The 13742-nt window shown below is 69.2% G+C and carries 15 protein-coding genes; 7 read left to right on the forward strand and 8 right to left on the reverse strand.

Translation table 11 applies throughout. The features are described from left to right. Positions 1–17: 17 nt before the first annotated feature. On the forward strand, positions 18–1763 hold the full coding sequence (locus tag ACFPOE_RS14380) for a proline--tRNA ligase (RefSeq protein WP_376850812.1): 1746 nt from the start codon (positions 18–20) through the stop codon (positions 1761–1763). A 38-nt stretch (positions 1764–1801) separates the two neighbouring features. Further along, positions 1802–2443 carry a lytic transglycosylase domain-containing protein gene (locus ACFPOE_RS14385; protein WP_376851904.1) on the forward strand — a complete coding sequence of 214 codons (642 nt, stop codon included), beginning with the start codon at positions 1802–1804 and terminating at the stop codon, positions 2441–2443. Between the two features lie 12 nt (positions 2444–2455). On the opposite strand, the gene ACFPOE_RS14390 is transcribed toward ACFPOE_RS14385, so the two are convergent. The 5 genes from ACFPOE_RS14390 to hemA all read right to left on the reverse strand — a co-directional run bounded on the left by ACFPOE_RS14390 (position 2456) and on the right by hemA (position 7290). Further along, positions 2456–3454: an AAA family ATPase gene (locus tag ACFPOE_RS14390; protein ID WP_376850813.1), complete on the reverse strand. Its 999-nt coding sequence runs from the start codon at positions 3452–3454 to the stop codon at positions 2456–2458. A 144-nt stretch (positions 3455–3598) separates the two neighbouring features. Then, a complete protein-coding gene (gene grxD, locus ACFPOE_RS14395) occupies positions 3599–3931 on the reverse strand; it encodes a Grx4 family monothiol glutaredoxin (protein ID WP_376850814.1) in 333 nt (110 codons plus the stop codon). Between the two features lie 41 nt (positions 3932–3972). Beyond that, complete coding sequence (gene prmC, locus ACFPOE_RS14400) at positions 3973–4821, reverse strand: peptide chain release factor N(5)-glutamine methyltransferase (RefSeq protein ID WP_376850815.1); 849 nt, start codon at positions 4819–4821, stop codon at positions 3973–3975. Beyond that, positions 4818–5942 carry a peptide chain release factor 1 gene (prfA, locus tag ACFPOE_RS14405; protein ID WP_376850816.1) on the reverse strand — a complete coding sequence of 375 codons (1125 nt, stop codon included), beginning with the start codon at positions 5940–5942 and terminating at the stop codon, positions 4818–4820. The genes prmC and prfA overlap by 4 nt, the downstream gene beginning before the upstream one ends. 88 nt (positions 5943–6030) lie before the next feature. Beyond that, positions 6031–7290 carry a glutamyl-tRNA reductase gene (gene hemA, locus ACFPOE_RS14410; protein WP_376850817.1) on the reverse strand — a complete coding sequence of 420 codons (1260 nt, stop codon included), beginning with the start codon at positions 7288–7290 and terminating at the stop codon, positions 6031–6033. Between the two features lie 60 nt (positions 7291–7350). Here hemA and ACFPOE_RS14415 point away from each other — a divergent pair, with 60 nt between their 5' ends. The 5 genes from ACFPOE_RS14415 to queF are packed head-to-tail and all read left to right on the forward strand — an operon-like array spanning position 7351 to position 11025. After that, positions 7351–7626 (forward strand): hypothetical protein, encoded by a 276-nt coding sequence (locus tag ACFPOE_RS14415; RefSeq protein ID WP_376850818.1) that lies wholly within the window; start codon positions 7351–7353, stop codon positions 7624–7626. Positions 7627–7647: 21 nt separating this feature from the next. After that, positions 7648–8436 (forward strand): peroxide stress protein YaaA, encoded by a 789-nt coding sequence (yaaA, locus tag ACFPOE_RS14420; RefSeq protein ID WP_376850819.1) that lies wholly within the window; start codon positions 7648–7650, stop codon positions 8434–8436. Continuing rightward, positions 8433–9281 (forward strand): 2OG-Fe(II) oxygenase, encoded by an 849-nt coding sequence (locus tag ACFPOE_RS14425; protein ID WP_376850820.1) that lies wholly within the window; start codon positions 8433–8435, stop codon positions 9279–9281. The genes yaaA and ACFPOE_RS14425 overlap by 4 nt, the downstream gene beginning before the upstream one ends. After that, positions 9278–10183: an alpha/beta fold hydrolase gene (locus tag ACFPOE_RS14430; protein WP_376850821.1), complete on the forward strand. Its 906-nt coding sequence runs from the start codon at positions 9278–9280 to the stop codon at positions 10181–10183. Before ACFPOE_RS14425 ends, ACFPOE_RS14430 begins: the two co-directional genes overlap by 4 nt. Continuing rightward, positions 10180–11025, forward strand: coding sequence for an NADPH-dependent 7-cyano-7-deazaguanine reductase QueF (queF, locus tag ACFPOE_RS14435; protein WP_376850822.1), 846 nt, complete (start codon positions 10180–10182; stop codon positions 11023–11025). Before ACFPOE_RS14430 ends, queF begins: the two co-directional genes overlap by 4 nt. Before the next feature lie 28 nt (positions 11026–11053). Here queF and ACFPOE_RS14440 read toward each other — a convergent pair whose 3' ends face one another. From ACFPOE_RS14440 to ACFPOE_RS14450, 3 genes are all read right to left on the reverse strand, one after another. Next, entirely contained in the window at positions 11054–11884 is an 831-nt protein-coding gene (locus tag ACFPOE_RS14440; RefSeq protein WP_376850823.1) for an enoyl-CoA hydratase-related protein, read from the reverse strand. 36 nt (positions 11885–11920) lie between these two features. Then, on the reverse strand, positions 11921–12178 hold the full coding sequence (locus ACFPOE_RS14445; protein ID WP_376850824.1) for a hypothetical protein: 258 nt from the start codon (positions 12176–12178) through the stop codon (positions 11921–11923). A gap of 126 nt (positions 12179–12304) precedes the next feature. After that, positions 12305–13705, reverse strand: a complete 1401-nt coding sequence (locus ACFPOE_RS14450; RefSeq protein WP_376850825.1) for an Ig-like domain-containing protein — start codon at positions 13703–13705, stop codon at positions 12305–12307. Positions 13706–13742 lie beyond the last annotated feature (37 nt).

Raw genomic sequence — 13742 nt, forward strand, 5'->3', positions numbered from 1 at the left:
ACGTGTTTCGCCCCCCAATGAAAGCTTCCCAGTTCTTTATTTCCACCCTCAAGGAAGCGCCGGCTGACGCCGAAGTGGTCAGCCACCAGCTGATGACCCGCGCCGGCATGATCAAGAAGCTCGGCGCCGGCATCTACAGCTACATGCCGCTGGGCCTGCGGGTGGTGCGCAAGATCGAGGCGATCGTGCGCGAGGAGATGAACCGCGCCGGCGCCGTCGAACTGCTGATGCCGGTGGTGCAGCCGGCCGAATTCTGGCAGGAGACCGGGCGCTGGGAGGCGATGGGTCCTGAGCTGATGCGGGTCAAGGACCGGCACGACCGCGATTTCATCATCCAGCCGACCAGCGAGGAAGTGGTCACCGACATCGCCCGCCAGGAGCTGCGCAGCTACAAGCAGCTGCCCAAGAATTTCTATCACATCCAGACCAAGTTCCGTGACGAGCGCCGGCCCCGGTTCGGCGTGATGCGCAGCCGCGAATTCATCATGAAGGACGCCTACAGCTTCGACCGCGACATGGCGGCGGCCAAGGCCAGCTACCAGGTGATGGCGCAGGCCTATCGCGCCATCTTCGACCGCTTCGGCCTGCGTTACCGGGCCGTCGCGGCCGACAGCGGCGCGATCGGCGGCGACCTGTCCGAGGAATTCCAGGTGATCGCGGCGACCGGCGAGGACGCGATCGTCTACAGCCCGGACGGCGATTACGCCGCCAACATGGAAAAGGCCGAGGCGCTGGCGCCGGCCGCACCGCGCAAGCCTGCGTCCGCGCCGATGACGAAGACGCCGACGCCCGGCAAGGCCACCTGCGCCGAGGTCGCCGAACTGCTGCAGGTGCCGCTGAACACCACCGTGAAGTCGCTGGTTCTGGCCACCGACCAGGTCAACGAGCGCGGCGAGGTCGTCAAGTCCCAGGTCTGGCTGTTGCTGCTGCGGGGCGACCACGACATGAACGAGATCAAGGTCGGCAAGGTGCCGGGCCTGGACGCCGGCTTCCGCTTCGCCACGGTGGCGGAGATCGTGGACCATTTCGGCACCAAACCGGGCTATCTTGGCCCGATCGGCCTGAAAAAGCCGGTGAAGATCGTCGCCGACCGCGAGGTTGCTGTGATGAGCGACTGGGTCTGCGGCGCCAACGAAGAGGACTTCCACATCACCGGCGTCAACTGGGGCCGGGACCTGCCCGAAGCCGACGCGGTCGCCGACCTGCGCAACGTGGTGGAAGGCGATCTGTCGCCGGACGGCAAGGGCGCTCTGGCGATCGAACGCGGCATCGAGGTCGGCCATGTGTTCTACCTGGGCACCAAGTACAGCAAGCCGATGAACGCCACCTTCCTGGACGAGACCGGCAAGCCGCAGCCGATGGAGATGGGCTGCTATGGCATCGGCATCACCCGGCTGCCGGCCGCCGCGATCGAGCAGAACCACGATGAGCGCGGCATCATCTGGCCGGACGCGATCGCGCCGTTCACCGTGGTGATCTGCCCGATCGGCATGGACCGCAGCGCGGAGGTCAAGGCCGCCGCCGAGAAGCTGCACGACGAGCTGCTCGGCGCCGGGGTCGACGTGCTGCTGGACGACCGGGGCGAGCGTCCCGGCGCGATGTTCGCCGACTGGGAACTGATCGGCGTGCCGCATCGGGTGGTGATCTCCGACCGCGGCCTGAAGGAAGGCCAGCTCGAATACCAGCATCGCCGCGACAGCGCGGCCACCAAGGTGCCGGCGGCCGGCGTGTTCGAGTTCATCCAGGGTCGGTTGGCGCCGTGATCTCCAGGAGAAGGCTGCTGCTGGCTGCGCCGGGCGCAATGGCGGCGTGGGCGCTGCCGCACCAGGCGCTGGCCGGCGGCCAGGTGGAGGAGCCGCTGATGGACTCGGTGCGCACCGCCCTGAGTTCGGCGGTCGCCAATTCGGCGCCGCCGGTGCCCGAATTTGCCGACACCGATGCGCGCCTGCGCTACCTGCGCTGGCTGGGCATCATGAGCACGCGGCTGCGCAAGCGCCAGACCGAGTGGGTGGAGCGCAAGGAATTCCTGCAGACCGTCTGGTACGAAAGCCGGCGCGCCGCGCTGGACACCGGCCTGGTGCTGGGCCTGATCCAGGTGGAGAGCAATTTCCGCAAGTTCGCGCTCAGCCCGGTGGGCGCCCGCGGCTACATGCAGGTGATGCCGTTCTGGACCCGGGTGATCGGCGACGGCGACGCCGGCAAGCTGTTCCACATGCAGACCAACCTGCGCTTCGGCTGCGTGATCCTGAAGCACTACATCGACCGCGAGAAGGGCGACCTGTTCATGGCGCTGGGCCGCTACAACGGCAGCCGCGGCAAGCCGCAATACCCGGATGCGGTGTTCGCCGCCAGCCGGGCCTGGGATTTCCACGACCTGCCGGCGGTCGTCAAGTCGCCGGACCCGACCCGGCCGGCCGACCGCCTGCCCGGCGGGCCGAACTAGCCGCCAGCACGGCTACTGGACGAACCCCATCTTCACCTTCGACGCCCCGGCCTTGGGCAGGTCGTCGGCAGAGATGGCATCGCGCTGGTCCAGCCGCGCGTTGCCGAAGCCGGTCATCAGCGCGCGCCGCATGTCGCGCGGCGCCAGTTCCGCCAGCAGGTCCAGCAGGTCGTCGCCCGGTTCCGGCACGAAACCCTGGCCCCAGCCGTGCTCGGCGCGGATGCCGCGGTACAGGTTGCGCGCGATCTGGCGGGAAGCCTCGAACGACGGCGCCTCGATCTCGAACACGTTCATCCGGTTCATGATCGGCTCGGGGATGCAGCGCTCGTCGTTGGCCGTCATGATCCAGATCACCTGGCTGGCGTCGATCGCCACCTCGGCGAATTCGTCCATGAAGGAGCCGGCGGTGTCGTGTTCCAGCAGGCTGTACAGCGACCCGAGCGGGTCGTACTGGGCGTCGGCCGCCGCCTTGTCGATCTCGTCGACCACGATCACCGGGTTGGCGTACTGCCCTTCCACCAGGGCCTCGAACACCTTGCCGGGCTTGGCGCCCTTCCATTGCGAGGACGCCCCGGACAGCAGCCAGCCGGCCGTCATCGAGCTCATGGGCACCAGGTTCATCCCCGTTCCCAGCAGCTCCGCCAGCTTGCGGGCGAAATGGGTCTTGCCGATGCCGGGCGGGCCGAGCAGCAGCATCGGCGTCACTTCGAGCCCGTCGCAGCAGTCCTGCGCCAGTGCGACGTGGCGCTTGACGTCGTCGAGCGCGTCGGCGAAGTTGGGGAGCTGCTCGTAGAGCGAGGCCATGTCCGGCAGCCCGCTGGGCTTGACCTGGAAGCGCTCGGGGCCGCGCTCGAGCATCCGCTCATAGGTGCTTCGCAGGTTCTCGTGGTCCTTGCCCGGCAGCTTGGCGAGCTTGCGCTCGACGTCGTGCGGACGGAACACGTTGCGAAGGTTGGCGATCGGCAGCTTGAACGCTGGCGACTGCGGGGCGACAAGACTACGGGATTCCATGGTCCACACTCCTTACGACGACGGCCTCTGCTTTCATTTCAGCATAAGCCGTGCCAACCTCAGCGGGAGCGGGAAAGAAAGCGCGCCGCAATGTCAGCAATTGCCGACAGTGGCTGGCAGCCGCGTTGCGCGACTGCCAACGACTCACGAGGACTGCTGCGTGGCGCCGAGCACCTGCTGCAGTTCGCCGCTCTGGTACATCTCCATCATGATGTCCGAGCCGCCGATGAATTCGCCCTTGACGTACAGCTGGGGAATGGTCGGCCAGTTGCTGTATTCCTTGATGCCCTGGCGCACTTCGTCGTCTTCCAGCACGTTGACGGTGGTCACCGCCTTGGGGTCGACGCCGCAGGCCTTCAGGATCTGGATGGCGCGGCCGGAAAAGCCGCATTGCGGGAAACTTGCGTTGCCCTTCATGAACAGCAGCACTTCGCTGGTCTTGACGAGTTGGTCGATGCGTTGTTGCGGGTCGCTCATGGGAATCTCCTTGCAGGCCAGGCCTTTGACATTGGGGTCGATTATCCCCGTTCAAGCCATTGTCCGCCGGAGCAGCGTTCGATGCCCGCCAGGTCGCGCCGGCTGGCCACCGCGGTGAAGCCGGCCCCCAGCAGCAGCGCCCGGACGGCCGGGGCCTGGTCCCAGCCGTGCTCCAGCAGCAGCCAGCCGCCGGGCCGCAACCGCCCTGGAGCCTGGGCGACGATGGCGCGGAGATCGGCCAGGCCGTCGGCGCCGGCGGCCAGTGCCGACAGGGGCTCGTGGGCAAGAGCCGCCAGATGCGGGTCCCCGGCCGGCACATACGGCGGGTTGCTGACAATGATGTCGTAGCGGCCGGCCGTTCCTGTCAGCCAGGACGCCTGGCGCAAGGCGACGTCCAGGCCCAGCGCCTGCGCATTCGCGGTCGCCACTTCCAGCGCGCCCGGGCTGGCGTCCACCGCTTCCACGACGGCGTCCGGGCGGGCCTTCTTGATCGCCAGCGCGATGGCGCCGCTGCCGGTGCCCAGGTCAATGACGCGGCGAGGCCCGGATGCCGGCTCGAACCCGCGATGGTTGCCAAGCAGCTCCAGCGCCCAGTCCACCAGCGTCTCCGTGTCCGGCCGCGGCACCAGCACCCGCGCATCGACATGCAGCGCCAGCCCGAAGAATTCCTTGCGGCCGACGATATAGGCCAGCGGTTCGCCGCCCGCCCGGCGGGCGCACAGTTCCCGGTACGCCTGCGCATCCGCCGGCGCGAGAGCGTCGCCGTCGTGCGCCAGCACCCAGGCGCGGTCGGCCGGCGCCCGCCCCAGCGCGTGCAGCAGCAGCAACTGCGCGTCCAGCCGCTCCAGGCCCAGGGCCGCGGCCGCCGCCAGCGCCTGCGCGATGGTCATGCGCGGGCGCCGCCGGCCGCGCCGAGCTCGAGTTCCTCGAGCTGCTCCGCCTTGCGGGCCAGCCGCAGCGCCTCGATCACCTCGTCGAGTTCGCCATCCATGATGAACTGCAGCTTGTACAGCGTCAGGTTGATCCGGTGGTCGGTGAGCCGGCCCTGCGGGAAGTTGTAGGTGCGGATGCGGTCGGAGCGGTCGCCGCTGCCGATCAGGCCCTTGCGGGTGGCCGCTTCCTTTTCGGCCCGGGCGCTGCGTTCCTTCTCGTGGATCCGCGCCACCAGCACCTGCATCGCCTTGGCCTTGTTGCGGTGCTGCGAGCGGTCGTCCTGGCACTCGGCCACGATGCCGGTCGGGATGTGGGTGATGCGCACCGCCGAATCGGTCTTGTTGATGTGCTGGCCGCCCGCGCCCGAGGCGCGATAGGTGTCGATCCGCAGGTCGGCCGGGTTGATCTCCACCGCCTGCGCTTCGTCCGGTTCGGGCAGGGCGGCGACGGTGCAGGCGCTGGTGTGGATGCGGCCCTGGGTTTCGGTGGCGGGCACGCGCTGCACCCGGTGGCCGCCGGATTCGTACTTGAGCATCCCGTAGACCCCGACGCCGGGATCGGACCTGGAGCCGTTGCCCACCACGTGCACGACCACTTCCTTGTAGCCGCCGACCTCGCCCAGGCTCTCGCTGACGATCTCGGTGCGCCAGCCCTGGCGCTCGGCGTAGCGGGTGTACATGCGCAGCAGGTCGCCGGCGAACAGCGCCGACTCGTCGCCGCCGGTGCCGGCGCGGATTTCGAGGAAGGCGTTGCGCGCGTCGTCCGGATCCTTGGGCAGCAGCAGGCGCTGCAGTTCTTCTTCCAGCGTCGCAATGTCGGTCTCGGCCTCGGCGATTTCCTCCTGCGCCATCTGCGCCATGTCGGGGTCGTCCAGCATCTCCCTGGCGCCGGCCAGGTCCTTCTCGCGGTGCAGGAAGGCCTCATAGCGCGCCGCCACTTCGCTCACCTCCGAGTGCTCGCGGGTGAGCGCGCGAAAGCGGTCCATGTCGCTGACCACGTCCTGCTGCGACAGGAAGAAGTCCAGTTCCTGCAGCCGGACCGGGTAGCGCTCGAGTTGTTGTCTCAGGAATGGTTTCATGGATCCAGGGGAGGGGGCTTCGACTGGCTCAGCCCGAGCGGAGAGGCAGGGCGAACGAAGCCGTTCACCCTGAGCTTGTCGAAGGGCGCTAACGCTCTTTGCGCAGGAAGAAATGCTTGATGGCGGAGGTGGCGCGCTCGCGGGCGGTGGCATCGCCGGCATGCAGCTCCGCCAGCGCGCCGTGCAGCATCTTCTGGGTCAGGCCGCGTGACAGCGCTTCCAGCACGGCGTCCACGTCCTCGCCGCGGGCCAGCAGCTTGCGGGCCCGCGCGATCTCCAGCTGCCGCCACTCCTCGGTCTGGGCGTTCAGCTGCTGGATCAGCGGCACGCCGGCGCGGTGGTCCATCCAGTGCATGAAGCTCTGGACCCCGGCGTCGATGATCGCCTCGGCCTGCGCCACCGCCGCCTGGCGGTTGGCCTGGCCGGTCTGCACTACATGCGCCAGGTCGTCGACCGTGTAGAGGTACACGTCCTCCAGCGCCTTGACCTCGGGCTCGATGTCGCGCGGCACGGCCAGGTCCACCATGAACATCGGCCGGTGCTTGCGGGCCTTGAGCGCCCGCTCCACCGCCCCCAGGCCGATGATCGGCAGCGTGCTGGCGGTGCAGCTCACCACCGCGTCGAATTCGTGCAGGCGCGCCGGCAGGTCGGCCAGCCGCATCACCTCGGCGCCGAAGCGCCCGGCCAGCCGCTCGCCGCGCTCCAGCGTGCGGTTCGCGATCGCCATGCTCTTGGGATTCTTGGCGGCGAAATGCGTGGCCGCCAGTTCGATCATCTCGCCCGCGCCGACGAACAGCACCCGGATCGTGCCCAGGTCCTCGAACAGCTGGCCGGCCAGCCGGACCGCCGCTGCCGCCATGCTGATGGAATGGGCGCCGATCTCGGTGGCGCTGCGCACCTCCTTGGCCACCGCAAAGGAGCGCTGGAACAGCTGGTTCAGCGTCGTTCCCAACGCCCCGGCCTGGTCGGCGGCGCGCACCGCCTCCTTCATCTGGCCCAGGATCTGCGGCTCGCCCAGCACCATCGAGTCCAGGCCGCTGGCCACGCGGAACGCGTGGCGGGCCACCAGCCCGTCCCGCAGCTGGTAAGCATGCGAGCGCAGCAGCGACGGGGTGACGCCGCCCGAGCGGGCCATCCAGTCCAGCGTGTGTTCTACGTCCTGCTGGTCGCCGGCGCAGTAGATCTCGGTGCGGTTGCAGGTGGACAGGATGGCCGCTTCCGGCTGCCGGCTCAGCGAGCCCCTGAGCCCATGCAGGGTGGGCTGGATCTGTTCGACCGCATAGGCGAAGCGGCCGCGCAGGTCCACCGGCGCGGTCGTGTGATTGATGCCCAATGCCCAGACAGCCATGCCGGATTATAAAATTTGCCGGTGATCGCCGTTCTTGTTCTATCTCAAAGGCCCTGAAAGATGGGCCCACTCGACTTCTTCTGGCACCTGTGCGGCCTGCTGGCGCCCGCCCTGGGCGTGGGCCTGCTGGTGAGCCTGGCCGGCCGGACGCTGCTGCCGGAGGGAGCGCGGCCGGCCTCCTGGCTGGCAGCGTGGATGGTCGCTTTCCTGGCCGGCTCGGCCGCCTTGCTGGCCGGCCTGGCCCTGACGGGCCGCGACGGCACCATGGCGGCTTATGCCGGCCTCGTGCTGGCCTGCGCCACCAGCCAGTGGCTGCTCGGCCGCAGCTGGAGATGACGCGGCTGGGATAATCGGGCGATGCTGTACCTGCTGTCTCCGGCCAAAACCCTCGATTACGACTCCCCGGCGGGCGACCTGCCGCATTCGGAGCCGGGCTTCGTCGAGCTGTCCACCCGGCTGATCGAGGTGCTGCGCAAGAAGTCCGCCCGCCAGCTGGCCCGGCTGATGGACCTGAGCGACAAGCTGGCCACGCTCAACGTGGAGCGCTACCAGGCCTGGACGCCCGAATTCGGCCGCCACAACGCCAGGCAGGCCGTGCTGGCCTTCGACGGCGACGTCTACGACGGCCTGCGCGCCCGGGAGCTGGAGCGCGAGGACCTGGACTGGGCCCAGCGCCACCTGTGCATCCTCAGCGGCCTGTACGGCGTGCTGCGGCCGCTGGACTGGATGCAGCCCTACCGGCTGGAAATGGGCACCGCCCTGAAGGCCGGCAAGGCGGGCAACCTCTACCAGTTCTGGGCACCGCACATTGCCGCCTACCTGAATCGCCGGCTGCAGGCCGACCCGTCGCCGGTGGTGGTGAACCTGGCCTCGCAGGAATATTTCAAGGCAGTGGACACCAGCGCGCTCAAGGCCCGCGTCATCGACGTGGTGTTCGAGGAGCTGCGGCCCGGCGGCTACAAGATCATCAGCTTTTCGGCCAAGCGGGCGCGCGGGCTGATGGCACGCTGGGCCATCCAGCAGCGGGTGGCGACGCCCCGGACGCTGGAAGGATTCGCGCTGGACGGCTACGCTTTCGACGGCGCCGTGTCGCGGCCCGATCGCCTGGTGTTCCGGCGCAACAATCCAGCCGTGGAGGCAGCATGACGCAACAGATCACGCCGCAGCTGCGGCAATGGATCGTCGAACAGGCCCAGGCCGGCCACCAGGCCGAAGCGGTGCTCCAGTCGATGCTGGCCTCCGGCTGGTCGGAGGACGTGGCCGTGGAGGCGATGGAGTCGACGCTGCGCGGCCATCTGGAGGAAAAGGGCGTGGCATCGACCCTGCCGCCGCCGGTGAAGGTGCCGGACCTGCAATTGCAGGAAGCACCGCTGTACGTGGACGCCGGCGACCGCCAGGTCCATGTGCTCAACGCGATGGAGAACCCGCGCATCGTGGTGTTCGGCAACCTGCTGTCGGACCAGGAATGCGACCAGCTGATCGAGCTGGCCAAGCCGCGGCTGGCCCGTTCGCTCACCGTCGCCACCAAGACCGGCGGCGAGGAAGTCAACGACGACCGCACCAGCAACGGCATGTTCTTCCAGCGCGGCGAGAACGAGGTGGTCAAGCGGCTGGAAGCCCGGCTGGCGCGGCTGCTGAACTGGCCCGAGGAAAACGGCGAGGGGCTGCAGATCCTGCACTACCGCCCGGGCGCGGAATACAAGCCGCACTTCGACTATTTCGACCCGGTGGAGCCGGGCACGCCCACCATCCTCAAGCGCGGCGGCCAGCGGGTCGCCACCATCGTCATGTACCTGGCCGAGCCGGAGAAGGGCGGCGGCACCACCTTCCCGGACGTCAACCTGGTGGTCGCGCCCAAGCGCGGCAACGCGGTGTTCTTCAGCTACGACCGGCCGCATCCGGTCACCCGCACGCTGCATGGCGGCGCGCCGGTGCTGGCCGGCGAGAAGTGGATCGCCACCAAATGGCTGCGCGAGCGGCGGTTCGAATGAGGGTGGTCGCCAACGGCATTGCACTGGAGGTGGAGGACAGCGGCGCCGACGGCTCGCAGTCCGGCTGGCCGGCGGTGCTGCTGCTGATGGGCCTGGGCATGCAGCTGACGGCCTGGCCGCCGGCCTTCGTCCGCGCGCTGGTCAGCGCGGGCTTCCGGGTGGTGCGGCTGGACAACCGGGACATCGGACTGTCGCAGGACTTCGACCACCTGGGCCGGCCCAACCTGATGTGGCAGAGCGTCAAGCGCCGGCTCGGACTGCGGGTGCATGCGCCTTATTCGCTGCGGGACATGGCGCAGGATGCGCTCGGCGTGCTGGACGTGCTCGGGATCGGCCGGGCCCACGTGGTCGGCGTCAGCATGGGCGGGATGATCGCGCAGCGGGTTGCCCTGGCGGCGCCGGTGCGGGTGCTGAGCCTGACCAGCATCATGAGTTCCAGCGGCGCGCTCGACCTGCCCGGCCCGCGCGCCGACGTGCTGCGTGCGCTGCTGACCCGGCCGGCGGACCGCAGCGAGGAAGCGGCGATCGAGAACACCGTGCGCTTCTTCAGGCTGATCGGCAGCCCCGCCTTTCCCCTGGACGACCAGACGCTGCGCGACGCCGTGCGCGCGTCGATGAAACGCAGCTTCCATCCGGCCGGCACCTTGCGCCAGATGGTGGCCGTGATCGCCGACCTCACCCGCGCCGAGGAGCTCGCCCGCGTCCGGACGCCGACGCTGGTCGTGCACGGGCGCGACGATCCGCTGGTGCCTTACGCCTGCGGCGTGGACACCGCGCGCCGCATCGCCGGCGCCCGCCTGGTGGGCGTGACCGGCATGGGGCACGACATGCCGCCCGGCGTCATCGAACACATCCTGGGGCCGCTGCTGCCGCACCTGGAATCCGCGAGGAGCGCCGCTTGACCACGCCCGAACAATCGCTGCTGGGAAAGCCGGCGCCCTACGTCGACCGGTATGACCCGTCGCTGCTGTTCCCGCTCTCGCGCCGGCCCAAGCGCGACGAGCTGGGGTTGTCCGCCACGCTGCCCTTCTTCGGCGCCGACCTGTGGACCGCTTTCGAGCTGAGCTGGCTGACACTGCGCGGCAAGCCGCAGGTGGCGATCGCCCACGTCACGGTGCCGTGCGAGACGCCCAACATCGTGGAGAGCAAGTCGTTCAAGCTTTACCTGAACAGCTTCACCAACAGCCGCTTCGCCTCGGCCGACGAGGTGCGCGACCGCATCCGGGCCGACATCAGCGAAGCCGCGTGGCGCGGCGCCGCCACGCAATCGTCGGTCGGGGTCAAGCTGCTGCTGCCGGACCAGTTCGACAAGGAGCCGGTGCACGAACTGGACGGCCTGAGCCTGGACCGGCTGGACATCGAATGCACGGACTACCAGCCGCGGCCCGAACTGCTGACCGCCGCCTTCGACGAGAAGCCGGTCGACGAAACGCTGACCAGCAATCTCCTCAAGAGCAATTGCCTGGTGACCGGCCAGCCGGACTGGGGCAGCGTGCAGATCCGCTATTCGGGGCCGCAGATCGACCAGGGCGGCCTGCTGCGCTACCTGGTGAGCTTTCGCAACCACAACGAGTTCCACGAGCAGTGCGTCGAACGGATCTTCATGGACGTCTGGCGCCGCTGCAAGCCGGCCAAGCTGATGGTGTACGCCCGCTACACCCGGCGCGGCGGGCTGGACATCAATCCCTGGCGCACCAGCCATCCGGGCGCGCCGCCGCCCAACGTCCGCACCGCCCGCCAGTAGCCGCCGCCCGCCGCAGCGCAGCGGCTGCTCAAAGCTCGCGGAACGAGGCCAGCGGCGGCAGGTCGGGGAACACGCCGGCGCGCTTTTCCTTCATCGCCGTCACGGCTTCGCGCACATGGGCGTTGCTCCAGATGGCGCCCTGCACCCAGCCCATCTGCCTGAGCGAATCGTCCACCGGATGGTCGCGCGTGTAGTGGATCACCTGCTTGGTGCCCCAGATGGCGACCGGGGGCTTGGCGGCAATCTCCGCCGCGCATTGCAGCGCCGCGGCGACCATCGCTTCCTGCGTGTCGAACACCTCGTTGACCAGGCCGTGCGCCAGCGCCCGGGCCGCCGTCAGCCGGCGGCCGGTGTACGCCAGCTCCTTGACCAGGCCCAGCGGCAGCAGCTTGGGCAGGCGCTGCAGGGTGCCGACGTCGGCCACCATGCCGATGTTGATCTCCTGCACGCAGAAGAAGGCGTCGCTGGTCGCATAGCGGATGCAGCAGGCCGTGACCATGTCCACCGCGCCGCCGATGCAGCCGCCCTGGATCGCCGCGATCACCGGGATGCGCAGGGTCTCCAGCCTGGTGAACGTGGCCTGCATGTCGGTCAGCAGGTCGAAGATCGCGGCCCGGCCCTCGGGGCTGCTGTCGTCCATCGCGATCGCGCCGCCGAAGGTCTCCAGCGCCATGCCGGCGCTGAAGTGCTTGCCGGTGGAGGAGATCACCAGCGCCCGGGCCGTGCCTTCGCGGTGCAAGGTGGCGAGAACGTCATCGAGCTCGCGCCAGAAGGTGGGATGCATCGTGTTGAGCGTCCCGGGCTGGTTCAGCACGAGGTGGGCCACGGCGCCTTGCCGTGACAGTGAGAAGGATTGCATGGCAGTCTCCGGTTGCACGGAGACTGTAACGGGGCTTTAGCGCACCCAGTCGCAGCGCAGGCGGCGCGCCCGGTGCGCCCTGGTGCGCCAGGCGACGTACAGGCCGGGCGCGGCGATCGCCAGCACGCACAGCGGCACGGCCCACACCTTGTGCAGCGCGTAGGCCGGCAGCCAGCCGACCCAGCCCATCACCCACAGCGTCAGCATCGCATCCCACAGGTGGTATTCCAGCGGATTGTGGTGGCGGTGGCTCACGTGCCATTGCTTGATGCGTTGCAGTTCGGCGAGCGGCATGGAAATCTCCGGTGGCGGGCCTGTAAGTTTGGTGTCAGTTTTCAATGTAGGCCGCGGCCCGCGAGCCGTCAAACAAGCTGCGGGCCGGAAGCGGAAAAAAGCCCGCAAAGTTGCGGGCTCGTGTCGTCAGCTTCGCTGGAACAGCATCAGCCGCGATTCGGTGGTGGCGTTGTCGCGGTTGGCTGTGACCGACAGGTCGTAGCGCGTGCCGGGCACCGGCAGCGAACTGGCGTTGTCCCGCACATAGCGCGGGTTGAAGTCGAAGGCGAAGTCGCCGTTGGCGTCGGCCTGCACCGATTCCGACAGCAGGCGCTGCGCCACGCCGGCGTCGTAGCGCCGGCCGGTGGGCGGCACCGCGTCCACCTGCACACGCACGCTGGCGAACGGCACCGTGTGGCCGCGGATGGTCGTCACGTCAGTGCCGATGTAGCCGTTGTTCTGGTGGCTCACGATCGCCAGCGGCAGGCCGGAGGTGGGCGCGCCCAGCACCGACGAGCCGACGTCGAAGCTCCAGGACTTCTGCGCCACGTTGCCGGCCCGGTCGGCCGCCATCACTTCCACCGTGTGGTGGCCCGGCGGCAGCCGGTCGCGCAAGGAGAATTCGCGCGGCGTGATCTGCGCCAGCGAGGTGACGTCGCGGCCCGACACGGTGATGCGCACGGACTGCGGGTCCACGCCGGAGCCGGTGGCATCGAAGGTGCCGGACACCAGGGTCGGGCCGGGACCCACGGACTCGCCCTGGCGCGGCAGCAGGTTGCCGATCTGGGGCGGCCGGTGGTCGCTGACCAGCGGCAGGCTCAGCGTGGCGGTGGCGATGCGGTTGTCGTCCGCGCGCAGGGTGGCGGTGACGGGGCCGGCCGCCGCCAGGTTGTCGTGTTGGCGGACCGTGTAGGTCCCTTCGTAATGGCCCGGCCGCGTCTCGCGCATCGGCACGTGGGTGGCCACGCCTGGAATATCCAGCCAGGCCGTGGCGCCGGGAACGCTCGTCAGGCCGAACTGCAGTTCGGCGCCGGGCTCGGCCCGGCCCAGCGGTGCCAGCGCGAAGCGCTCGATGCGCAGCGGCGCGGCGCCGGATTGCACGACGATCGTCGAGGGCGGCGCGACGATGAGCGGTTGCGCCGGCGCGGCGGCGACCGGCGCCATGAAGGAGGGCGGGAAGGTGTAATTGGCCACCGCGGTCCGGCCGGCGGCCGTCAGGCTGACCTTGATCACCGCCGCCGGGTCGATGCGGTCGGCGCGGCGCACCGTGTAGCGCGCGCTGTATTGGCCAGGCGCGGTCTCCCTCAGTGCCAGCGGGGCGTCCAGGCCCGGGATGCGGGCGCTGGCCTGGCCGCCAGGCGTTCCCTGCAGGGTCAGGCGCAGCTGCGAACCCGCCGCGACGCCGTTGTCGGCATTGACTTCCAGGCCGCTGGTCTGGGGCGCAGCGGCCACGACGATGGTGCCGGCGGCCGATGCCGGCAGGCTGAACAGGCCCGCGTGCGCCAGCAGGCACAGCGCGGCGGCTTGACTTAGCAGATGTTTTCTCATCGCGACACCTCGGATGCAAAGTACGGATGCGTCCAAG

Source organism: Caenimonas terrae, from assembly GCF_042655405.1.
GTDB lineage: Bacteria > Pseudomonadota > Gammaproteobacteria > Burkholderiales > Burkholderiaceae_C > Ramlibacter > Ramlibacter terrae_A.